The sequence below is a fragment of the Duganella aceris genome (assembly GCF_011090165.1).
GTDB lineage: Bacteria > Pseudomonadota > Gammaproteobacteria > Burkholderiales > Burkholderiaceae_D > Rugamonas > Rugamonas aceris.
In genome coordinates, this window is sequence record NZ_JAADJT010000016.1 from 15,452 (window position 1) to 38,657 (window position 23,206).

The 23,206-nt window shown below is 64.3% G+C and carries 19 protein-coding genes; 5 read left to right on the plus strand and 14 right to left on the minus strand.

The window, feature by feature from the left end; translation table 11 throughout:
* Nucleotides 1-88: 88 nt before the first annotated feature.
* Complete coding sequence (locus GW587_RS27470) at nucleotides 89-580, plus strand: lipocalin-like domain-containing protein (RefSeq protein WP_166108094.1); 492 nt, start codon at nucleotides 89-91, stop codon at nucleotides 578-580.
* Here the strand turns inward: GW587_RS27470 and GW587_RS27475 are convergent.
* The 3 genes from GW587_RS27475 to lptF are packed head-to-tail and all read right to left on the minus strand — an operon-like array spanning nucleotide 557 to nucleotide 3,246.
* Nucleotides 557-943 carry a sirohydrochlorin chelatase gene (locus GW587_RS27475; RefSeq protein WP_166108095.1) on the minus strand — a complete coding sequence of 129 codons (387 nt, stop codon included), beginning with the start codon at nucleotides 941-943 and terminating at the stop codon, nucleotides 557-559. The genes GW587_RS27470 and GW587_RS27475 overlap by 24 nt on opposite strands.
* Complete coding sequence (gene lptG, locus GW587_RS27480; RefSeq protein WP_166108096.1) at nucleotides 944-2,113, minus strand: LPS export ABC transporter permease LptG; 1,170 nt, start codon at nucleotides 2,111-2,113, stop codon at nucleotides 944-946.
* Nucleotides 2,110-3,246, minus strand: coding sequence for an LPS export ABC transporter permease LptF (gene lptF / locus GW587_RS27485; RefSeq protein WP_166108097.1), 1,137 nt, complete (start codon nucleotides 3,244-3,246; stop codon nucleotides 2,110-2,112). The genes lptG and lptF overlap by 4 nt, the downstream gene beginning before the upstream one ends.
* A gap of 67 nt (nucleotides 3,247-3,313) precedes the next feature.
* On the opposite strand from lptF, the gene GW587_RS27490 reads away from it, so the two are divergent.
* Nucleotides 3,314-4,807 (plus strand): leucyl aminopeptidase, encoded by a 1,494-nt coding sequence (locus tag GW587_RS27490; RefSeq protein WP_166108098.1) that lies wholly within the window; start codon nucleotides 3,314-3,316, stop codon nucleotides 4,805-4,807.
* A 37-nt stretch (nucleotides 4,808-4,844) separates the two neighbouring features.
* Here GW587_RS27490 and GW587_RS27495 read toward each other — a convergent pair whose 3' ends face one another.
* Genes GW587_RS27495 through GW587_RS27505 form a run of 3 tightly spaced genes read right to left on the minus strand, consistent with a single transcriptional unit; the run spans nucleotide 4,845 to nucleotide 5,963 of the window.
* The gene (locus tag GW587_RS27495) at nucleotides 4,845-5,294 is read right to left on the minus strand and encodes a hypothetical protein (protein ID WP_166108099.1); all 450 of its coding nucleotides are present in this window, start codon (nucleotides 5,292-5,294) and stop codon (nucleotides 4,845-4,847) included.
* A gap of 60 nt (nucleotides 5,295-5,354) precedes the next feature.
* Nucleotides 5,355-5,543 (minus strand): DUF1653 domain-containing protein, encoded by a 189-nt coding sequence (locus GW587_RS27500; protein WP_166108100.1) that lies wholly within the window; start codon nucleotides 5,541-5,543, stop codon nucleotides 5,355-5,357.
* A gap of 9 nt (nucleotides 5,544-5,552) precedes the next feature.
* Entirely contained in the window at nucleotides 5,553-5,963 is a 411-nt protein-coding gene (locus tag GW587_RS27505; RefSeq protein WP_166108101.1) for a phiTE_015 family protein, read from the minus strand.
* A 419-nt stretch (nucleotides 5,964-6,382) separates the two neighbouring features.
* On the opposite strand from GW587_RS27505, the gene xth reads away from it, so the two are divergent.
* Nucleotides 6,383-7,150: an exodeoxyribonuclease III gene (gene xth, locus GW587_RS27510; protein WP_166108102.1), complete on the plus strand. Its 768-nt coding sequence runs from the start codon at nucleotides 6,383-6,385 to the stop codon at nucleotides 7,148-7,150.
* Here the strand turns inward: xth and GW587_RS27515 are convergent.
* From GW587_RS27515 to prpB, 8 genes are all read right to left on the minus strand, one after another.
* Entirely contained in the window at nucleotides 7,147-10,389 is a 3,243-nt protein-coding gene (locus GW587_RS27515) for a bifunctional diguanylate cyclase/phosphodiesterase (protein WP_166108103.1), read from the minus strand. The two genes, xth and GW587_RS27515, sit on opposite strands and share 4 nt — an antisense overlap.
* A gap of 180 nt (nucleotides 10,390-10,569) precedes the next feature.
* Complete coding sequence (locus GW587_RS27520; protein WP_166108104.1) at nucleotides 10,570-12,237, minus strand: cation acetate symporter; 1,668 nt, start codon at nucleotides 12,235-12,237, stop codon at nucleotides 10,570-10,572.
* Entirely contained in the window at nucleotides 12,234-12,542 is a 309-nt protein-coding gene (locus tag GW587_RS27525; protein WP_166108105.1) for a DUF485 domain-containing protein, read from the minus strand. The genes GW587_RS27520 and GW587_RS27525 overlap by 4 nt, the downstream gene beginning before the upstream one ends.
* 69 nt (nucleotides 12,543-12,611) lie before the next feature.
* On the minus strand, nucleotides 12,612-14,501 hold the full coding sequence (locus GW587_RS27530; RefSeq protein WP_166108106.1) for a propionate--CoA ligase: 1,890 nt from the start codon (nucleotides 14,499-14,501) through the stop codon (nucleotides 12,612-12,614).
* Between the two features lie 20 nt (nucleotides 14,502-14,521).
* The gene (gene prpF, locus GW587_RS27535) at nucleotides 14,522-15,712 is read right to left on the minus strand and encodes a 2-methylaconitate cis-trans isomerase PrpF (RefSeq protein ID WP_166108107.1); all 1,191 of its coding nucleotides are present in this window, start codon (nucleotides 15,710-15,712) and stop codon (nucleotides 14,522-14,524) included.
* Nucleotides 15,713-15,714: 2 nt separating this feature from the next.
* Nucleotides 15,715-18,312, minus strand: coding sequence for a Fe/S-dependent 2-methylisocitrate dehydratase AcnD (gene acnD / locus GW587_RS27540; RefSeq protein ID WP_166108108.1), 2,598 nt, complete (start codon nucleotides 18,310-18,312; stop codon nucleotides 15,715-15,717).
* A 2-nt stretch (nucleotides 18,313-18,314) separates the two neighbouring features.
* Nucleotides 18,315-19,460 carry a bifunctional 2-methylcitrate synthase/citrate synthase gene (gene prpC, locus GW587_RS27545; RefSeq protein WP_166108109.1) on the minus strand — a complete coding sequence of 382 codons (1,146 nt, stop codon included), beginning with the start codon at nucleotides 19,458-19,460 and terminating at the stop codon, nucleotides 18,315-18,317.
* A 14-nt stretch (nucleotides 19,461-19,474) separates the two neighbouring features.
* A complete protein-coding gene (prpB, locus tag GW587_RS27550) occupies nucleotides 19,475-20,374 on the minus strand; it encodes a methylisocitrate lyase (RefSeq protein WP_166108110.1) in 900 nt (299 codons plus the stop codon).
* Between the two features lie 138 nt (nucleotides 20,375-20,512).
* Between prpB and prpR the strand changes: the two genes are divergently transcribed.
* On the plus strand, nucleotides 20,513-22,195 hold the full coding sequence (gene prpR / locus GW587_RS27555) for a propionate catabolism operon regulatory protein PrpR (protein ID WP_166108111.1): 1,683 nt from the start codon (nucleotides 20,513-20,515) through the stop codon (nucleotides 22,193-22,195).
* A gap of 104 nt (nucleotides 22,196-22,299) precedes the next feature.
* Nucleotides 22,300-23,202, plus strand: a complete 903-nt coding sequence (locus GW587_RS27560; RefSeq protein ID WP_166108112.1) for an alpha/beta fold hydrolase — start codon at nucleotides 22,300-22,302, stop codon at nucleotides 23,200-23,202.
* Nucleotides 23,203-23,206 lie beyond the last annotated feature (4 nt).

Sequence of the window (23,206 nt, forward strand, 5' to 3'; positions counted from 1 at the left end):
ATGCACAGGTTCGGCGCGGATTTCGCTAATTTTCATACGCGCGGGTCGGCGCTATCGTTCCTCATACGATCACTCTTGAGGAAACGCCATGAAACTGTTGAACCGTCTTTTCTGTCTCGTCATGTGGGTGCCTGCCAGCCAGGCCGCGCTGGCGGCGCAACCCTGTCCTTTGGCCGGCACCTGGACGCTGGTGGCGGCCGACTTGATCCGGCCGGACGGCGTGCGCGAACGCGATTACGGCGCCGCGCCGAAAGGCCTGATGACGATCGATGCCGAGGGCCGCTACGCGGTGCAGATCTACAAGGCCGAACGTCCGCGCTTCGCCGGCGGCGACAAGAGGACCGGCACGGCGGCCGAATTCGAGGCGGCGGCGATGGGCTCGAGCACGCACTTCGGCACCGTCACCGTCGATGAAGGGGCGCGCACGCTGATCTTCGACATCGCCGGCTCGGCCTTCATCAATTGGGAGGGAACGCGGCAGAAACGCAGCTACGAATTGAACGGCGATGAACTCAGCTACCGCGTGCCGCCACGGCCGGACGGCAGCATTCCGCTGTCAGTCTGGCGACGCCTGCGATAACGACGCGACGCAGTAGTCGGAAAGCGCGTTGAGCACGGCGGCGTTTTCGCCCGCCGCTTCGACTACCTTGATCGTGGTCCCGGGATGGTCGAGGCGCAGCTGGTCCACCATCAGCGGCAGGTCGCGCAGCACGTGGCCGCCCTGCCCCAGGAACACCGGCACCACGGTGATCTCGTCCACGCCGCCGGCCTCCAGCTCGGCGACCAGCTCGGGCAGGCGCGGCGTCATCAACTCCAGAAAGGCCAGCGAGACGCGCACGTCCGGCGTGCGCGCCTGCGTCAGGTCGCGCAGCCGTTCGAACGGCGCCGCCCATGACGCGGCGCGGGCGCCGTGCGCAAACAGGACCAGGGCTTTTTGACTCATCTAGTGTCGCTCCACCCACCACAAGGCGCCCAGCGCCAGCAGCAGGAATAATAAACTCGGCGCGATCGCCGTCAACACCGCAGGCCAGGTGCTGAGCAAGCCCAGATGCGAGAACAAGGTGTTCACCAGCAGGAAGCTCACCCCCAGCATGATACCAAGGAAAATCTTCAGGCTCACGCCGCCGCTGCGCGTGTGCAGATAGCCGAACGGCAGCGCCAGCGCCATCAGCACGAAGATCGCCAGCGGATCGAACAGCTTCTTCCAGAACGCGATCTTGAAACGCTCGGTCTGCTGCTTGTTCTCCTGCAGGTGGCGGGTGTAGACCGCGAGCTCGTTGGCCGACATGCGCTCCGGATCGGAGCGCGACACCGACAGGATCTTCGGCGTAATCTCGGACACCAGTTCCCGCGTCGCGGTGCGGCGGGTCTCGATCATGCTCGACTCCTGCGCGAAGTTGTTCGCCAGCGTCGCCTCGCTGCCTGGCTTGAGCAGCTGCGGATTGGTGAACAGGTTTTCCGTCACGTCCTTCAGCAGCCACTTGTTATCGCCCTGGAAGCTGCCCGACTTGGCCAGCGTAATCGAGCGCAGTCGGAAGCTGGTGTCGAACTCGTACAGCTTGACGTCGATCAGCGTGCCGTCCGGCCGCACCTCGCGCACATTGAAGAAGCGCGAGCCGGTGACCGTGCCGGTCATGCCGTCGGCCTTGACGATATCCTTGGTCCACAAGCCGGAGCGGAACTCGGTCGAGATGGCGGTGCCGCGCGCGGTCAGCTTGAATTTCTCCGCCAGCGGCGCGGTGCGCGGCACCACCAGCTCGCCGACGATGAAGGTGAGCACCACCAGCACCACGCCTATCCTGGCCAGCATCCACGCCACCATCCCGGTCGACATGCTCGACGCGCGCATGATGGTGAACTCCGACGTCGCCGCGAACTGCGCCATGGTGTAGATGGTGCCGATCAGCGCCGCCAGCGGCATCACCTCGTACACGTGGCCGGGCAGCTGCACCAGCACGTACAGGAAGGCGTACTGCACCGCGTAACCGTTCTTGCCGACTTTAGGCAGTTCGCCGGTCAGGTCCATGAAGGCTTGCAGCGCCAGGAAGGCGACCAGCACGAAGGCGACCGCTTGCAGTATCGAGACCGCGAAATAGCGTTGCAGGATTTTCATTGCGAGACTGCTTTCTTGCCCGCGTTGCGCGAGCGTTTAAACGACTGCATCAGCGCCAGCGGATGATAAGGATGATTCAGGTACAGGCGCCACGCGAACAGCCCGATCACCACCAGCAAAGCCACCAGATGCAGCGGCCACCAGGCCAGCGTGAACACCGTCTTGCCCTGCCTGACGCTGGCCTCCAGCAGCTTGACGAAGTTGTTGTAGCTGAAGAAGATCAACAGCGCGATGATCAGGTTGGCCGAGCTGCCGGCGCGCGGATTGACGAAGCCGAGCGGGATCGCCAGCAGGATCAGGATCAGACAGGTCAGCGGCGACGCGACGCGCCACAACAACTCGGCGCGCGCGCCGTTGCTCTCGTCCCCCAGCAGTTGCATGGTCGGGATGGCGTCGGTGTCGCGGCCGGTGTCGAGCTCCTGGTTCGGGCTGGTGACGCGCATGCTGTAGCTCTCGAACTCCATGGTCTGGAAATCCGACTGGCCCGGCGTGCCCTGGTAGCGGCGGCCGTTCTTCAGCACCAGATAGCGCTCGCCTTTCGGCCCGGTGTTGACGATGCCTTCGCGCGCGACGATGACGGCGGTGCCCTTTTCATCGACGGTGTTGACGAACACGTTCTGCACCACGGCGGTCTTGCCGGCCACGCCTTCGACGAAGAAAATGCGGTTGGCCGACGCCGATTCCTTGAACTGTCCCGGCGAGATCTTTTGCAGGTCTTCGCGCTTTTCGAAGCGCTCCACGTACTCCGAGCTTTTCTGCTTGGCCCACGGCGTGGCGACGAAACTGAGCATGCCGGTGATCAGCACCAGCGGCAGGCCGAAGGTCAGCACCGGATAGATCCAGCGCGTCAGCGACATGCCGGAGGCGAACCACACCACCATCTCGGAATCGCGGTAGCTGCGGGTGACCACCATCAGTACTGAAATAAAGCTGGTGAGGATGAGGATAGTTGGCAGATAATTCAGCGTTGCGAAGACGATCAACGCGATCACGTCGCTCGATGCCACTTTGCCGCCCGCCGCCTTGCCGAGGACCGCGATCAGGGTCCAGGTAACGCAGATGCTGAACAGCACAGTAAAAGAGGCGCCGGCGGTGCTGGCCATTTCACGTCGTAGGGCGCGTTGAAAGATCATTCGAAGTTTATAATTCGGTAGTTAAGGCCCTCGTCACGGGGCCGCAAGTTTAATCACGGAGAATCAAATGGACTTTAGCATAAAAGCATTCGATACAAAAAACACCATCGCCTCGGCCAAAGCCGGCGTAGTCGCCGTCGCGGTATTCGAGAACAAGAAGCTGTCCCAGGCCGCGAAAGCGCTGGACGGCTCCGGTGAAATCACGGCTGCGCTCAAGTCCGGCGACATCACCGGCAAAGCCGGCACCACCCTCCTGCTGCGCGGCGTCAAGGGCGCCAGCGCCGAGCGCGTGCTGCTGGTCGGCCTGGGCAGCGACGAAGCGATCGGCGAAAAGAGCTTCGCCAGCGGCGTCGGCGCCGCGCTCAAGGCTTTCTCCGGCCTGGGCGCGAGCGACGCTATTATCGCACTGCCGATGACCGAAGTGAAAGAGCGCGACGTCAATTGGGCGATCCGCTGCGTGGTGCAGGGCGCGCACGAAGCCGTGTTCCGCACCGACGGCCAGAAGAGCAAGAAGGATCCGGCCGCCGCCGGCGTGAAGAAGATAGCGCTGGCCGTGCCGAACAACAGCGAGACCAAGATCGCGCTGGCGCAGGCGGTGGCGATCGCCAACGGCGTCGACCTGACCAAGGAACTGGGCAACCTTTCGCCCAACATCTGCACCCCGACCTACCTGGCCAACACCGCCAAAAAACTGGGCAAGGACTACAAGTTCGACGTCGAAGTCCTGGACCGCAAGCAGCTCGAAGCGCTGAAGATGAACAGCTTCCTGTCGGTCACCAACGGCAGCGACCAGCCGCCGAAGTTCATCATCATCAAGCACATGGGCGGCAAGGCCAAGGATGCGCCGGTGGTGCTGGTCGGTAAAGGCATCACCTTCGACAGCGGCGGCATCTCGCTGAAGGCCGGTCCGGGCATGGACGAAATGAAGTACGACATGGGCGGCGCCGCCTCGGTGCTGGGCACCTTCCGCGCCATCGGCGAAATGAACCTGAAGCTGAACGTGATCGGCGTGATCGCCTCGTGCGAGAACATGCCGTCCGGCCGCGCCACCAAGCCGGGCGACATCGTCACCTCGATGAACGGCCTGACCATCGAGATCCTCAACACCGACGCCGAAGGCCGCCTGGTGCTGTGCGACGCGCTGGCCTACTCCGAGCGCTTCAACCCGGCCGCCGTGATCGACATCGCCACGCTGACCGGCGCCTGCATCGTCGCCCTGGGCCACCACAAGAGCGGCCTGTTCACGCGCGACGACGAGGTCCACAACAAGCTGGCCGACGAGATCATCGCCGCCGGCAAGAACGCCGGCGACACCGCGTGGCGCCTGCCGATCGGCGACGAGTACAACGAGCAGCTGAAGTCCAACTTCGCCGACCTGGCCAACATCGGCTCGCCGGGCGGCGCCTCGTGCACCGCCGCCGCGTTCCTGGAGAACTTCACCCGCAAGTACACCTGGGCGCATCTGGACATCGCCGGCACCGCCTGGAAATCGGGCGGCGCGAAAGGCGCCACCGGCCGTCCGGTGCCGCTGCTGTCGAACTTCCTGATCAACCGCGCGTAACAAAAAAAAGCAGACCTCGGTCTGCTTTTTTTACATTTCAGTACAGGGTCACGCCCGCGGCGGGCGGCGGCCCCTCCTCCTGATCCTGCGCCGGATGCATCACCACCGTCAAGGTGGCGGGATAGTCGTAGCCGGCGCCGGTGTTCTTGTCGATGAAATAGCCGACGCCCGCCGTCAGCGCCAGGTTGCCCCACAGGTTGCCGTCGGCCTTGGCGTCGACCTTCTCGTACGCCCAGCCCTTGCCCGCCTTCTGGCAATCGATGCGCAGCGGTCCGGCGCTCTTGCGCAGCGTCACGCGCGCCGGCGTGGTCACGAACCACTTGCCGACGTCGTTGTACAGCACGCAGCCGACACCGGCGATCTCGCGATGTTCCAGCACGGTTTGCACCAGCACGTTCTGTTGGGTCGATTCGGTCAGCGAAGCGCAACCGGCCAGGCCGATCAAGGCCGGCAACAAGGCTGCCGTTGCAGCGGGGCGGAGGAACATGGTCTGCCTCTGGAATAAAGATACAGACCAGTGTAGCAGCCCCAAGGGGCGGCCATTCGATCAATCAAGCGGCGTAAAGCGTTGCACTTTGACGCCATCGACTTCAATGATCTCGAAAAACACCTGTTTCGGCCGGCACCAGATGGACCCGTCGGCGGCGCGATACACGATGATGCTGCTTAAATCCGATTCCATGGTGGCCTCGCACACCAGCTCGTAGAGGCCGCCCTTGTAATGCCTGAAACGCATGAGGGTCGCTTAAGCGTTGTGGCGGACCGGTGCTTCGGTCGCGCTGCGCTCTTCCGCCTGCTCTTGCTGCTTCTTCTTCAAGCCCTGCACCACTTTCAGGATGTCGTCCAGGCCGCGCTCGCCACCTAGGGTGGAGAAGGCGTCCAGCACTTCGTTCAACACCTGGTTGCGCACGGCGGCTTCGTCGGAATTGATCGCAGGCGGACGTTGCAGGGCTGCGACGGCGCGCTTTTCAGCGGCGGCGGCTTCCTTCTGCGCGGCGGTCTTGCGGCCGCCAGGCGTCTTGCCATGTTCCAGCGCCGCTTGCCAGATCACCCAGCGGCGTTGCGTTTCAAAGACCAGATACTCTTCTGGCTTATCTTCACGGCGGCGAACGATATGTCCGTCGCGCTGTGCCCATGCTTCAAATGCAGTTCGCATTTTCCAATTCCTTTGCAAATGCGCTACGCGCAATTCACTGTTAAAACTACAAGTAATTTCCGTATAGTACCATTTATTGCGCTATCACAACACATAAATATACGCGGGCTTCGCAGTTGTTGGTTGCACACCGGAAACACTAGTTTTCCACTCAATTTGTACTAGTATATTTCTCTTTTGCTTACTTTGTCTCGTCTTATCGTTCTACTTTGACAACTACGAGACAATATTGGCAATTATTTTTCGATTTCACATATTTTGCAACATTTTAGGCCTTCACGCATCCACCAAGTGAGTCTTTTTCATGTTTTTTTGTAAAAATCGACAAATAAGCAAGCTCATCTGTTAAATCCAGTTGCGGTAAGATGCGGATCAGACAGCGCAACCGCTCCAGCCAACCCGCAAGGAACCCTCGACACATGAAATTAGCTACATGGAATGTTAACTCACTGAACGTAAGACTGCCGCACGTTATGAAGTGGCTAGAGGAGAACCCCACCGATGTGTTATGTATTCAGGAAACAAAATTAACGGATGACAAGTTTCCGCTGGCCGCCATCGAGACCGCCGGCTATCACGTCGCCTATACCGGCCAGAAAACCTACAACGGCGTGGCCATCATTTCCCGGCTGCCGATCGCCGACGTGGTCAAGAACAATCCGAAATACGAGGATCCGCAGCAGCGCATCCTGGCCGCCACCATCGGCGGCGTGCGCGTGGTCTGCGCCTACGTGCCGAACGGGCAAAGCATCGATTCCGACAAATACGAGTACAAACTGGGTTGGCTGGCCGCCTTCCACGACTGGATCAAGGAGGAAGCGGCGCTGCACCCGCAACTGGCGGTGCTGGGCGACTACAACATCGCGCCGGAAGACCGCGACGTCCACGACCCGGTGGCCTGGGCCGGCCAGGTGCTGGTGTCGGACAAGGAGCGCGCCGCGCTGCAGCGCTTGATCGATATCGGCCTGACCGATTCCTACCGGCTGTTCGAACAACCGGAGAAATCGTTCAGCTGGTGGGACTACCGCGCGCTGGGCTTCCGTCTCAACAAGGGCGTGCGCATCGACCACATCCTGCTGTCGCCGGAACTGGTCAAGCGCTGCACCGCCTGCGTGATCGACCGCGCGCCACGCAAGTGGGAACAGCCGTCGGACCACGCGCCGGTGATCGCCACGCTGACCGACTAACTTCTCGGCAGCAGCAGCTGGGCCGTCGCGTGCGGCACCGGCTGCGAGAACAGATAGCCCTGCGCATACTGGCAACCGTAGCGCTGCAACAGCGCGTACTGCTCTTCGGTCTCCACGCCCTCCGCCACCACCGACAACTGCAGGCTGTCCGACAGCGCGATGATCGCGGCGACGATGGCCTGGTCCTCGGCGCTGCTCTCCAGCTCCTTGATGAAGGCGCGGTCGATCTTGATCTTCTTGACCGGGAAGCGCTTCAGGTAGGCCAGGCTGGAATAGCCGGTGCCGAAATCGTCGATCGACAGCCGGATCCCCATCGCGTTGATCTGGCCGAGAATATCCAGCGTCTGCTCGCCGTGCTGCATCAGCGCCGTTTCCGTGATCTCGAATTCCAGCAGCGACGGCGCGATGCCGGTTTCGTCGAGGATGCGGCGTATCGATTCGATCAGGCCGCGGTGCATGAACTGGCGCGGCGACAGGTTCACCGCCAGCGGCACCGGCTTCATGCCCTGCTGCTGCCAGCGCATGCTCTGCATGCAGGCGGCGCGGATCACCCACTCGCCGATCGGCACGATCAAGCCGTTTTCCTCGATGATCGGAATGAAGTGGTCCGGCATCACCAGCTCGTCGTCGGCGCGGCGCCAGCGCAGCAGCACCTCCATCGCGTGCAGGCGGCGCGTGCCGATATCCATGATGGGCTGGAAGTGCAGCTCGAATTCATTGCGCGCCAACGCGCCGCGCAGGCTGGACTCCAGCTCGAAGTGGCGCGCCGCCGTCTGGTTCATCGCCTCGCGGAAGAACTGATAGTTGTTCCTGCCGCTGGCCTTGGCGTGATACATCGCGGCGTCGGCGTGGCGCATCAGCGTCTCGACGTCGGCGCCGTCGTCCGGGTACACGCAGATGCCGATCGACGGCGTGATGTGCAGGTTGCGGCCCTCCAGCGGGAAGCTCTCCGACAACGCCTCGATGATCTTTTCCGCCACCTGGCTGGATTCGTCGATCGAACGGATCCCCGGCACCAGCACCACGAACTCGTCGCCGCCGAGGCGCGCCACGGTATCGCTGGCGCGCACCGCGCGGCACAGCCGCGCCGCCACTTCCTTCAGCAGCTGGTCGCCGGTCATGTGGCCGAGCGAATCGTTGATGGTCTTGAAGCGATCCAGGTCGATGAACATCACCGCCAGCAGCCGCCCGGAGCGCTGCGCCGCCAGCATCGCGCGGTCCAGCCGGTCCGACAGCAAGGCGCGGTTCGGCAGGCCGGTCAGGCTGTCGTGGTAAGCCATGTGGTGCACCCGCGCCTCGGCCTGCCGGCGTTCGACGATCTCGCCCTGCAGCAGTGCGTTGGCGCCGGCCAGTTCGGCGGTGCGCTCGAGCACCCGCACCTCCAGCTCGTCGCGCGCGCGGCTGACCGCTTCGGCCGCCTCGCGCCGCGCCGTGACATCGTCCACCATCCACACCGAGCGGCCGTTGGCCTGCGCCAGGTCGAACGGACGGCCCGACAGCCGTCCCCAGAACGTGCTGCCGTCCTTGCGCACCAGCTTGTATTCCGAGACGTTGACCCGCCCTTCGCGGAAATCGCGCGCGGTCGCGGCGCGCGCCGCCTCCCAGGCCTGCTTGCCGTCGTACAGGGCCTGCACGCTGAGATGGTTCATCTCGCCCGGCGCATAGCCGAACAGCTCCTCCATCTTGGTGTTGCAGCGCAGGTTGCGCCCGCCCTCCACCACCGAGATGCCCAGCACCGCGCTGTCGAGGATGGCCTGGTTCTCCAGCAGCGCATTGCGCAGCGCCTCCTCCGCCCGCTTTTGCTCGGTGCGGTCCTCGATCACCCAGATCGTGCCTTGGCTCGGATCGTCCGGATTGACCACGTAGCCGATCAGCTGCGCCCACATGCGCGTGCCGTCGGCGCGGCACATTTCGATCTCGGTCTGGAACGGCTTGCCGATCGAGAGGAAGGGATAGGCCTCGGCGCCCAGCTTCTCGTAGGCTTCCTGCGACGGATACAGGGCGCGGCCGGGCATGCCCAGGCCGTTGTCGGCCTGGTAGCCGAACATCTCGGCGAAGCCACTGTTGTAGCGGGTGATGACGCGGTTCTTGGTGAACAGGATGCTCATCGAGGCGTTGGTCATGATGGCCTCGACCTCCATCTGGGTCTGGCGCGTGTGCGTCACGTCCTCCAGAATCCAGATGGTACCGCCGTCGCTGTGCTCATCGTCGACCGCCTTGGCGCGCACGCGGCACCAGAACAGGCTGCCGTCCTTGCGCTTGAACTGGTACTCGCGTTTTTCGAACGGCTGGCCGGTGCCCAGCAGCGGCGCCGCCTCGCGGCCGAACTCCGCGTGCAGCTCGGGCGACGGGAACACCGTCGACGCGTGCTGCCCCACCATCTCGTCGGCGGCGTAGCCGAACATCTCGGCCATGCGCGGATTACAGCTCAACATGATCTGCGCCTTGCTGAACAGGATGCCGACCGAGGCGTTGTCGAGAATCGCCTTCTGCTGCAGCAGCAACTGGCGGGTTTGCTCGTCGCGCTGTTTCTGCTCGTCGATGTCCTCCATGATCCAGACCGTGCCTTCGCTGGTATGCACCGGATCGATCGCGCGCGCGAAGGCGCGCACCCAGAACAGCGAACCGTCCTTGCGGCGCAGCCGCACCTCGGCCATGAAGGACTGGCCTTGCGACAGCGGCGGCCCGGCTTCGCGGCCCATCTGGATGAAGGCGTCCTCGTTCGGATAAAGGATCACGCTGGGCGAGCCCTCCAGTTCCTGGCGGCTGTAGCCCATCATTTCGGCGCAGCGGATATTGCACTCCCTGATCACGCCGTCGCGGCTGAACAGGATGCCGACGGCGGCGTTCTCCAGGATCGCCTGCTGCTCCAGCAGCGTCTTGCGCAGCGCGCGCTGATCGCGCTGGACTTCGGTGATGTCGTGGAAAACGATGGTGACGCCGTCCGGCAGCGGCTTGACCCAGGCCTGCACCGACAGGTATTGGCCGCTGGCGCAGGTCAGGCAGCTGTCGAAGCGGCGGCCGGCACCGGCGGCGTTCAGCTGCTCGACGCTGGTGGCGCGCAGATGGCGCGCGAACAGATCGCCCACCGGGCGGCCGCAGGGATCGAAGCCGAGCAAGGCCACCAGTTCCGCGTTCGTGGCCAGCACGATGCCGTCGCCGCCGCTGGCGCAGGCGGGAACGCCGATCAGCGCCAGCGCGTCGGCAACGAACTCCGGATTAGTCGAAACGCGATTCATGTACACCCATGGCACCCTGTATAGATGCCACCTTACGCATTACTTACTTGGCGGCAGCATTGTTGGCAGATCATAAACCACATTCACCACATAAGCCATTCTGTTGCCGCGCGCCGTCGCTAAAAACGACAATGCCCGGAAACCCGGGCACTGTGGCTCATCGACGTCTTGTCAAATACATCAATGGGCGCTGGCTCCCGCCGCGCCGATGCCGGTCTCGGAACGCATCTGCTGCGCTTCGTAGCCGGCGCGGTCGATGCGCGCGCGCGGGCTCTTGTCGAGCACCGAGAACAGCCAGATGCCGATGAAACCGGCCGGCATCGAGAAGATCGCCGGCGAGGCGTACGGGAACAGCGCGTCGGCATGACCCAGCACGTCGACCCACACCGACTTCGACACCACCGTCAGCACCACGGCGGAGATCAGGCCGATGAAGCCGCCGACGGTGGCGCCGCGCGTGGTGCAGTCTTTCCACAGCACCGACATGAACAGCACCGGGAAGTTGGCCGAGGCGGCGATGGCGAACGCCAGCGACACCATGAACGCGATGTTCTGCTTCTCGAACACGATGCCCAGCACCACGGCGACGATGCCCAGCGCGATGGTGGTGATACGCGACACCTTCAATTCGCTGGCGCCGGTGGCCTTGCCTTTCTTGAACACGGTGGCGTACAGATCGTGCGACACGGCCGAGGCGCCGGACAGCGTCAGGCCGGCGACCACCGCGAGGATAGTGGCGAAGGCCACGGCCGAGATGAAGCCGAGGAAGACGTTGCCGCCGACCGCCTTGGCCAGGTGGATCGCCGCCATGTTGTTCCCGCCCAGCAGTTTGCCGGCGGCGTCCTTGAACTCCGGATTGGTGCTGACCAGGACGATGGCTCCGAAGCCGATGATGAAGGTCAGGATGTAGAAGTAGGCGATCCAGGTGGTGGCCCAGAACACCGACTTGCGCGCTTCCTTCGCGCTCGGCACGGTGAAGAAGCGCATCAGGATGTGCGGCAGGCCGGCGGTGCCGAACATCAGCGCCATGCCGAACGAGATCGCCGACACCGGATCCTTGATGAAGGTGCCCGGTCCCATGATCTCTTCCTTCTTGGTGTGCACTTCAACCGCCTTGGCGAACAACGCCTCCGGGCTGAAATTGAACTGCGCCAGCACCACCACCGCCATGAAGGTGGCGCCGCCGAGCAGCATCACCGCCTTGATGATCTGTACCCAGGTGGTGGCGGTCATGCCGCCGAACAGCACGTACACCATCATCAATGTACCGACCAGCACCACCGCGATCCAGTATTCGAGACCGAACAGCAGCTTGATCAACTGGCCGGCGCCGACCATCTGCGCGATCAGGTAGAAGGCCACCACCACCAGCGTGCCGGAAGCGGAGAAGATGCGGATCGGCGCCTGCTTGAAGCGGTAGGCGGCGACGTCGGCGAAGGTGAAGCGGCCCAGGTTGCGCAGGCGCTCCGCCATCAGGAAGGTGATCACCGGCCAGCCGACCAGGAAGCCGATGGCGTAGATCAGGCCATCGTAGCCGTTCAGGAACACCGACGCGGAAATGCCGAGGAAGGATGCCGCCGACATGAAGTCGCCGGCGATCGCCAGGCCGTTCTGGAAACCGGTGATGCCGCCGCCGGCGTTGTAGAAATCGGCCGCCGATTTGGTCTTGGCCGCGGCCCATTTGGTGACGAACAGCGTGAACACGACGAACACGGCGAACATGGTGATCGCGGTCCAGTTGGTGGGCTGGCGCACCGCCTGGCCCAGGTCCGCGCCGGCGGCCAGCACGGCGCCGCTTGCGACGGCCAGCAGCGTCAGCGCGGCCAGCTTGCCCGGTGCGGCGCTCATGCTTTCACCCGCTCTTGAATCGCGTGGGTCAGTTCGTCGTACTGCTTGTTGGCGCGGCGGACGTACAACCCGGTGATGAGCACCGTGAACACGATCACGAACAGGCCGATCGGCATACCCCAGGTCATCACGCCGGCGCCGGTTTTCGCGGCGAGGAATTCTTTATCGAAAGCGATCAGCAGGATGTAGCCGTAGTAGACCACCATCATGGCGCCGGTCAGCGCCCAGCCGAAGCGGGAGCGCGTCTTGACCAGCTTATGGTAGTTCGGGTCGCCCTTGATCTTTTGAACCAAATCGTCATGCATTGTGTATGTCTCCTGTTATAAGTGCATACACAATAGACCGCGAGACTTACCCGCCCCTTACGCTCGCGGTTAATTTTCCAACGCGCGCTGGATCTGCTGCAACGACGCGGGGTCTTCGATCGCCGTCAGGTCGCCGGCACTGCGGCCTTCGCAAATGGCCTGAATCGAGCGGCGCAGCAGTTTGCCGGAGCGCGTCTTCGGCAGCGTCGGCACGAAGTAGACACGGCTCGGCCGCGCCACGGGTCCAAGCTGGCGATCGACCACGCCCATGATCTCGCGTTCCAGTGCCGAGCGGCCTTCCTCGGTCGCGATGCGCGACGCATCCTTGACGATGGCGAAAGCCACCGCCTGCTGGGTCCTGATCTTGTCCGCCACGCCCACCACCGCCACCTCCGACACGTTGGGATGGCTGGAGATCGACTCCTCGATCTCGCGCGTGCCGAGCCGATGGCCGGCGACGTTGATCACGTCGTCGGTCCGGCCGAGGATGAAGTAATAGCCGTCCGCATCGCGCACGCCCCAGTCGAAAGTCGAATACACCGTCCGGCCGTCGAAGGTGGACCAGTAGGTATCGACGAAACGCTGATCGTCGCCGTACACGGTCTGCATGCAGCCCGGCGGCAGCGGGCCTTCGATCACCACCACGCCCTTCTCGTTGGGGCCACATTCGGCGCCGGTCGATTCGTTGAGCAGCTTGACCTGGTAACCGTACATCGCCACGCCGGGACTTCCCAGCCGCGTCGGCACGTCCTCGACGCCCTTCGCGATCGAGAGGATGGGCCAGCCGGTTTCGGTCTGCCAGTAGTTGTCGATGATCGGCACGCCCAGTTCGTCGGCGATCCATTGCGAAGTGGTTTCGTCCAGCGGCTCGCCGGCCAGGTACAGCGCGCGCAGCGACGACAGGTCGTGACGGCGCATGAACTCCGGCGGCTGCTTGCGCAGCACGCGGATCGCTGTCGGCGCCGAGAACATGCGCGTCACCTGGTGCTTCGCGACGATGCTCCACCAGATGCCCGGGTCGGGACAGATCGGCAGGCCTTCGTACATGATGGTGGCCATGCCGGCGATCAGCGGGCCGTAGACGATGTAGGAGTGGCCCACCACCCAGCCGATGTCCGAGGTGGCGAAGAAGGTCTCTCCGGCCTTGGCGCAGAAGTTGTACTTCATCGACGACGCCAGCGCCACCGCGTAGCCGCCGACGTCGCGCTGCACGCCTTTCGGCTTGCCGGTGGTGCCGGAGGTGTAGAGGATGTAGGACGGCTCGTTCGATTCCAGCCAGGTCACCGGCACGCGCGCATCGAGGTGCCCGGCGCGCAGCGTGGCGTAATCGACGTCGCGGCCATCGACCCGGCTCATGGCGGCCAGGCCGCGATCGACCAGCAGCACATGCGCCGGCTTGGCGGAGGCCAGCGCGATCGCCTCGTCCAGCAGCGGCTTGTAGGGGATGGCCTTGCCGTTGCGCGAGCCGGCGTCGGCGGAGACGACCAGCACCGGCTTGGCGTCGTCGATGCGGCTGGCCAGGCTGTTGGCCGCGAAGCCGCCGAACACCACCGAGTGCACCGCGCCGATGCGGGCGCAGGCCAGCATGGCGAAGGCCGCTTCGGCGATCATCGGCATGTAGATCAGCACCCGGTCGCCGCGCCCGACGCCCAGCGCCAGCATCATCGCCGCGCAGCGCTCCACTTCGGCGCGCAGTTCATTGAAGGAATAGGTGCGCTCCGTGTTGGTTTCGGTGGAGATGGCGATCAGCGCCGGCTTATCGCCCTGGGTGGCGCACCAGCGGTCGACCGCATTGTGGCAAAGATTGGTCTGTCCGCCGACAAACCATTTGGCGAACGGAGGATGCGAATAATCCAGCACTTGCGTGTACGGCGTGTTCCAGTCGATGAGCGCAGCTTCGTCGTCCCAGAATTGTTCGGGTGCGTCGATGGAGCGCCGATAGAAATCAGCGTAATTCATGTCTCCTCCGTTTCGGTATCTTAGAACGAGTCGCCGGGCACGCGTACCCAGCCTTCCATCAGCACCCGCGCGCTGCGGCTCATGACCGCTTTTGTCACGCTCCACTCGCCGTTATGCTGCGTCGCCTGCGCGCCGACCCGCAAGGTGCCGGACGGATGGCCGAAGCGCACCGCGTCGCGTTCACCGCCGCCGGCCGCCAGGTTGACCAGCGTGCCGGGAATCGCCGCCGCAGTGCCGATCGCCACCGCCGCCGTGCCCATCATCGCGTGGTGCAGCTTACCCATCGACATGGCGCGCACCAGCAGATCGACGTCGGTGGCGCCGACCTCCTTGCCGCTGGACGAGGTGTACGGCGCCGGCTTGGCGACGAAGGCCACCTTCGGCGTATGCTGGCGCGTGGCCGCGTCGTCGATGTGCGAAATCAATCCCATGCGCAGCGCACCGTGGGCGCGTATCAGCTCGAAGCGCGCCAATGCTTTCGGATCGCTGTTGATGGCGTCCTGCAGTTCGGTGCCGGTGTAGCCGATGTCTTCGGCGTTGACGAAGATGGTCGGGATGCCGGCGTTGATCATGGTCGCCTTCATCGTGCCGACGCCGGGGACTTCCAGGTCGTCGACCAGTTGGCCGGTCGGGAACATCGCGCCGCCACCGCCCTCTTCCTCAGCCGCCGGATCCATGAACTCCAACATGACTTCGGCCGCCGGGAAGGTCACGCCATCGAGCTCGAAGTCACCGGTCTCCTGCACCTCGCCGTTGCTGATCGGGATGTGGGCGATGATGGTCTTGCCGATGTTGGCCTGCCATACGCGCACCACGGCGATGCCGTCCTGCGGAACGCGCGCGGCGTCGACCAGGCCGCCGCTGATGGCGAAGGCGCCGACCGCCGCCGACAGGTTGCCGCAGTTGCCGCTCCAGTCGACGAAGGATTTATCGATCGAGACCTGGCCGAACAGATAATCGACGTCGTGGTCGGGCCGCTCGCTCTTCGACAGGATCACGGTCTTGCTGGTGCTGGAGGTGGCCCCGCCCATGCCGTCGATCTGCTTGCCGTAGGGGTCGGGGCTGCCGATCACGCGCAGCAGCAGCGCGTCGCGCGCGCCGCCAGGCTGTTGCGCCGCCGGCGGCAGATCCTGCAGGCGGAAGAACACGCCCTTGCTGGTGCCGCCGCGCATATAGGTGGCGGGGATTTTGATTTGCGGTGCATGTGCCATGATTAAGCCGCCTTCACGGATTCAAGGAAATCCTGCGCGAAGCGTTGCAGCACGCCGCCCGCTTCGTAGATCGACACTTCCTCCGCCGTATCGAGACGGCAGGTCACCGGCACGTGCACACGCTCGCCGTTGCGGCGGTTGACCACCAGCGTCAGCGTCGAACGCGGCGTGCGTTCGCCGAGCACGTCGTAGGTCTCGGTGCCGTCCAGCGCCAGCGTCAGGCGGTTGACGCCCGGCTGGAACTCCAGCGGCAGCACGCCCATGCCGACCAGGTTGGTGCGGTGAATGCGCTCGAAGCCTTCGGCCACGATCGCCTCCACGCCCGCCAGTCGTACGCCCTTGGCCGCCCAGTCCCGCGACGAACCCTGGCCGTAGTCGGCGCCCGCAATGACGATCAGCGACTGCTTGCGTTCCATGTAGGTCTCGATGGCTTCCCACATGCGCGTCACGCTGCCTTCCGGCTCCACGCGCGCGAGCGAACCGGCTTTGACCTTGCCGTCGGCATCGCGCACCATCTCGTTCTTCAGCGTCGGATTGGCGAAGGTGGCGCGTTGCGCGGTCAGATGGTCGCCGCGATGGGTGGCATAGGAATTGAAATCCTCTTCCGGCAAACCCATTTTCGCCAGATACTCGCCGGCCGCGCTGTTCAACATGATGGCGTTCGACGGCGACAGGTGATCGGTGGTGATGTTATCGCCCAGCAGCGCCAGCGGCCGCATGCCCTTCAGCGGACGCGCGCCGGCCAGCGCGCCTTCCCAGTAAGGCGGACGGCGGATATAGGTGGTCTGCGGACGCCAGTCGTACAGCGGGCTGACTTTCAGGCCGTCGTCCGCCTGCTTGGCGAACATCGGGATGTAGACCTTGTTGTACTGCGCAGGTTTGACGCTGGACGCGACCAGCGCATCGATCTCTTCGTCGCTCGGCCAGATGTCCTTCAGCGTGACCGGCTGGCCGTTGGCGTCGATGCCCAGCACGTCCTTCTCGATATCGAAGCGGATGGTGCCGGCGATGGCGTAGGCCACCACCAGCGGCGGCGACGCCAGGAAGGCTTGCTTGGCATACGGGTGGATGCGGCCGTCGAAGTTGCGGTTGCCGGACAGGACGGCGGTCGCGTACAGGTCGCGGGCTATGACTTCCTTCTGGATCGCCGGATCGAGCGCGCCGGACATGCCGTTGCAGGTGGTGCAGGCGTAGGCCACCACGCCGAAGCCCAGCTGCTCCAGCTCGGACATCAAGCCGGCTTCTTCGAGATACAGCGTCACCGTCTTGGAGCCCGGCGCCAGCGAGCTTTTCACCCACGGCTTGCGCGTCAGGCCGCGCGCGTTGGCGTTACGCGCCAGCAGGCCGGCAGCGATCATGTTGCGCGGGTTGTTGGTGTTGGTGCAGCTGGTGATGGCGGCGATGATGCAAGCGCCGTCCGGCATCAGGCCCGGCTCATTCTCGACCACGCCGCTGATGCCGCGCGCGGCCAGCTCGGAAGTCGGCACGCGGTTGTGCGGGTTCGACGGACCGGCGATGGTGCGCACCACCGACGACAGGTCGAAGCTCAACACACGCTCATACTCGGCGGTCTTGAGCGCATCGGCCCACAGGCCGGTTTCCTTCGCATAGGTCTCGACCAGCTTGACCAGCGCGTCGTCGCGGCCGGTCAGCTTCAGGTACTTGATGGTCTGCTCGTCGATGAAGAACATCGCGGCGGTGGAGCCGTATTCGGGCGCCATGTTGGAGATCGTGGCGCGGTCGCCCAGCGTCAGGTGCGATGCGCCCGCGCCGAAGAATTCCAGGTACGAAGACACGACCTTCTGCTTGCGCAGGAATTCGGTCAGCGCCAGCACCGTGTCGGTGGCGGTGATGCCCGGCTGCGGTTTGCCGGTCAGCTCGACACCGATGATGTCCGGCAGCCGCATCCACGAGGCGCGGCCCAGCATCACGCTTTCCGCTTCCAGGCCGCCGACGCCGATGGCGATCACGCCCAGCGCATCGACCATCGGCGTGTGCGAGTCGGTGCCGACCAGCGTGTCCGGGAAGGCCACGCCGTCGACGGCTTGAATGACAGGCGACATGCGCTCCAAATTGATCTGGTGCAGGATGCCGTTACCCGGCGGGATCACGTCGACGTTCTTGAACGCCTTCTTGGTCCAGTTGATGAAATCGAAGCGGTCTTCGTTGCGGCGGTCTTCGATGACGCGGTTCTTGTCGAAGGCATCGGGATCGAAGCCGCCGCACTCCACCGCCAGCGAGTGGTCGACCACCAGTTGGGTCGGCACCACCGGATTGACCAGCGCCGGATCGCCGCCTTGCAGCGCGATGGCGTCGCGCAGGCCGGCCAGATCGACCAGCGCGGTCTGGCCGAGGATGTCGTGGCACACCACGCGCGCCGGGAACCATGGGAAGTCCAGGTCGCGCTTGCGCTCGATCAGCTGCGACAGCGAGGCGTTCAGCGTCGCCGGATCGCAGCGGCGCACCAGGTTCTCGGCCAGCACGCGCGAGGTGTACGGCAGTTTCGACCAGGCGCCTGGCTGGATCGCGTCGACGGCTTCACGCGCGTCGAAGTAGTCTAGCTGGGTGCCCGGCAAGGGCTTGCGGAATTGGGTATTCATGATTATTGACGGTCCTTGATCGGGACGAATTTCAGGTCTTCAGGGCCGACGTAGTTGGCGCTTGGACGAATGATCTTGTTGTCGATGCGCTGCTCGATGATGTGCGCGGCCCAGCCGGACGTGCGCGAGATGACGAACAGCGGCGTGAACATCGCGGTCGGCACGCCCATCATGTGGTAAGACACGGCCGAGAACCAGTCCAGGTTCGGGAACATCTTCTTGATGTCCCACATGACGGTTTCCAGGCGCTCGGCGATGTCGAACATCTTCATCGAGCCGGCTTCCTCGGACAGCTTGCGCGCCACTTCCTTGATGACGACGTTGCGCGGATCGGAGATGGTGTACACCGGATGACCGAAGCCGATCACCACTTCCTTGTTGGCGACGCGGTTGCGGATGTCCGCTTCGGCTTCGTCGGGGTTCTCGTAGCGCTTCTGGATTTCGAAGGCGAATTCGTTGGCGCCGCCGTGTTTCGGACCGCGCAGCGCGCCGATCGCGCCGGTGATGGCGGAGTGGATGTCGGACCCGGTGCCGGCGATGACGCGGCTGGTGAAGGTCGAGGCGTTGAACTCGTGTTCCGCGTACAGGATCAGCGAGGTGTGCATCGCCTGCACCCAGCTGTCCGACGGCTTGAAGCCGTGCAGCAAGTGCAGGAAGTGGCCGCCGATGGAGTCGTCGTCGGTTTCGACCTCGATGCGGCGGCCGTTGTGGCTGAAGTGATACCAGTACAGCAGCATCGAACCGAAGGAGGCCATCAGGCGGTCGGCGATGTCGCGCGCGCCGGGGACGTTATGGTCGTCCTTTTCCGGCAGCGTGCAGCCCAGCACCGAGACGCCGGTGCGCATCACGTCCATCGGGTGCGCGGACGCGGGCAGCGCCTCCAGCGCGGACTTCAGCGATTGCGGCAGGCCGCGCAGCGAACGCAGTTTGGCTTTGTAGCCGCGCAGTTCGGCGTCGTTCGGCAGTTTGCCGTGCACCAGCAGGTAGGCGATTTCTTCGAACTCGCAGGTGTTGGCGACATCGAGGATGTCGTAGCCACGATAGTGCAGGTCGTTGCCGGTCTTGCCGACGGAGCACAGCGCGGTGTTACCAGCGGTGACGCCGGACAGCGCGACGGATTTTTTTGGTTTGAAGGTGGCTTCGGTCATGTTGGTGTCTCCTCTTATTTTTTCTGGGCTGAATTTTGAGCTGCAAACAAGGCGTCGAGTTTTTCTTCGAAGCTGTGGTAGTTGATGCGCTCATACAGCTCGGCGCGAGTCTGCATGGTATCGAGCACGGCCTGCTGCGTGCCGTCGCGGCGGATCGCGCCGTACACGTTTTCCGCCGCCTTGTTCATCGCGCGGAAGGCCGACAGCGGATAAAGCACCAGGCCCACATCGGCGCCGCGCAACTCGTCCACGGTGAACAGCGGCGTCGAACCGAATTCGGTGATGTTGGCCAGCACCGGCACCTTCACGGCGGCGGCGAATTTTTTGTACATATCGAGACTGATCATCGCTTCCGGGAAGATCATGTCGGCGCCCGCCTCCACGCAGGCGACGGCGCGTTCGATCGCGGCGTCCAGTCCTTCCACCGCCAGCGCATCGGTGCGCGCCATGATGACGAATTGGTCGTCGGTGCGCGCGTCGACGGCGGCGCTGATGCGGTCGACCATTTCCTGCTTGCTGACGATCTCCTTGCCGGGACGATGGCCGCAGCGCTTGGCGCCGACCTGGTCTTCGATGTGCATCGCGGCCGCGCCGAACTTGATCATCGACTTGACGGTGCGCGCCACGTTGAAGGCGGAGGCGCCGAAGCCGGTGTCGACGTCCACCAGCAGCGGCAGGTCGCACACGTCGGTGATGCGGCGCACGTCGGTCAGCACGTCGTCCAGACTGGAGATGCCGAGATCCGGCAATCCCAGCGAGCCTGCGGCCACGCCGCCACCCGAAAGATAGATCGCCTTGAAGCCGGCGCGCTTGGCCAGCAGCGCGTGATTGGCGTTGATCGCGCCAACCACCTGCAATGGCGATTCTTCCTGGACGGCTTTGCGGAACGCGGCGCCTGCGGAGTAGTGAGTCATATTGATTGCCTTTCAGTGAAGTTGGACTATCTAGTGCAAGCGTCATGCCAGAAAGCCATACTATATAAATCAATCACTTAGGCCTGCGCCCCGTTGCATCACGTTTCATCTGAAACAAAAATGAACTATACTTGAAACATGCGCCATTCCACTCCCCTGCCCTTCGACGCCAACGACAAGCCGGTCATCTGGACGGTGTCGGTGTCACGCCTGTACGACCTGTTCCGCGATATCACGCTGGAATACGACGACCTGGCCACCATCGAACCGATCAACCTCGGCTTCGACGAGGCGGCGCGCCACATCCGCGAGCGCATGGCGACGGAGCGCTGCGACGCCGTCATCGCCGCAGGCTCCAACGCGGCGTATCTGAAAGGCCGGCTGTCGGTGCCGGTGGTGATCGCCAAGTTCAGCGGCTTCGACGTGATGCAGGCGCTGGCGCGCGCGCGCCGCGTCTCGGACCGCATCGGCATCGTCACCTATCAGGAGCGGCTGGCGGAGCTGGCCGAATTCTCCGCCACCTTCGGCTTCGACGTCGCGCAGCGCACCTACGCGACCGAGGAGGATGCGCGCGCGCAGATCAACGATCTGAAGGCGGCCGGCATCAAGGCCATCGTCGGCGCGGGGCTGATCACCGATCTGGCCGAGGAAGCGGGATTGACCGGCGTGTTCGTCTACTCGGCGGCATCGATCCGCCACGCTTTCGACGACGCGCTGGAGATGGCACGCCTGACGCAGCTCGAATCGAACCGCAACCGCGTACGCGGCGCGGTGGTGACGGACACGCTGCGCGCCAAGCATGGCCTCAACGATCTGCGCGGCGAATCGGAAGCGATGGAGGCGTTGCGCCAGTCGGTCGTGCTGTATGCGAAATCGCCGGCCACCGTGCTGATACAGGGCGAAACCGGCTGCGGCAAGGAGCTGGTGGCGCAGGCCATCCATCGCGAGTCGCCGCGCAGCCTGGGACAGAATCGGCCTTTCGTCGCGGTCAACTGCGGCGCGATCGCGGAGTCGCTGCTGGAATCGGAACTGTTCGGCCACGAGGAAGGCGCTTTCACCGGCGCCCGGCGCGGCGGCCATGCGGGGCTGTTCGAAGCGGCCAATCGCGGTACGCTGTTCCTCGACGAGATCGGCGAGATGCCGCTGACGCTGCAAACGCGCCTGCTGCGCGTGTTGGAGGAGCGCGAGGTGGTGCGTGTGGGCGGTACGAGGCCGATACCGGTGAATGTGCGCATCATCAGCGCCACGCACTGCGATCTGGAGCAGCGCGTGCGCGAGGGCCGCTTCCGCGCCGACCTGTTTTACCGGCTGGCGGTGCTGCGGCTGACGCTGCCGCCGCTGCGCGCGCGGCCGGACGATATCATGACGCTGGCCGAGTGGTCGCTGAAGAATGCGCTGGCGTCGCTGGGCGCGCGGCCGCATCCGAACCTGCACGCCGAGATGGCCGCCTGCGCGCCGCTCTTGCAGCGTTACGACTGGCCCGGCAATGTGCGCGAACTGCGCAACCTCACCGAGCGGCTTGCATTGTTCCTCGCCGCCGAACCGCTGCAAGCGCTGACGCCCGCCTTCATGCTCGGCGTGGCGCCGGAACTCGCGGCGCACATGCCCGGCGCATTCCAACCGTCCGGCGCGATGCCGCCGCCGCAGTGGCCTACGCCTGCGCCACAGTTGCCGACGTCGTCGCTACCGCCACCGGGCGCGCGCGGCGCCGAGAGCATCAGCGCGGTACTGGCCCGCTTCGGCGGCCGGCGCGACGCCGCCGCCGAGTACCTGGGCATCAGCCGCACCACGCTGTGGCGCCGCCTGCGCGACGAGGGCTAATACCGCTCGTCCCGCGCTGGAAACCGTTCATCAAGAAGCCGTCGCCGTCCCGACGGCGTGCCGGTAGCATGGCCTCACTCGCTCAACCAACCCAGAGGCCCACCATGCAACGCTCGCTCATCAACCGCATCGCCACCCTGACCGCCGCCGTAACGCTGGCATGCGCCGCATCCACGGCCGCCGCAGCGGCCACAGGCGCCGACGCGCACCCAGCCTTCAAGATCGACGTCACCGGCAAAGGCGCGCCCCTGATCCTGATCCCCGGCCTGGCCTCCTCCGGCGAAGTATGGAACGGCACGGTGGCGCGCTACTGCGGCGCCGGCGGCAAGTATCAATGTCACGTGCTGACGCTCGCAGGCTTCGCCGGGCAGCCCGCGATCGACACCCCGCTGCTGCCCGCCGTCGAGCAGCAGCTGAGCGACTACATCGCCGCCAATAAATTCGATCGCCCGATCGTGATAGGCCACAGTATGGGCGGCTTCCTCGGCATGAAACTCGCCGCCGATCATCCGGACCAGGTCAGCCGCCTGGTCATCGTCGACAGCCTGCCGGCGATGGCGGCCACGCAAATGCCGAGCATCACCGGCGAACAGATGAAGCAAATGGCCGCCGGCATGCGCACCCGCATCCTGGCGCAGGATGCCGCCGCCTACAAAGTCACCCAGCAGCAGACGCTGCACAGCATGATCACCAAACAGGAAGACATCGACCGCGCCACCGGCTGGGGCGATCGCTCGGACCGCGCCACCGTCGCCAACTCCATGGCCGAGATGATGGGCGACGACATGCGCCAGCAGATCAGCCGCATCAAGGCGCCGACACTGGTGCTGGGCAGCTGGATCGCCTACAAGGACTACGGCGCCAAGCCGATGTTCGAACAGATGTTCAAGAGCCAGTATCAACAGCTGGCCGGCGTCAAAATTGAGCTGGCGGACAACGCCCGCCACTTCATCATGTACGACGACGCGGCCTGGATGTATGATCGCATCGACAGCTTCCTGAACTGATCAT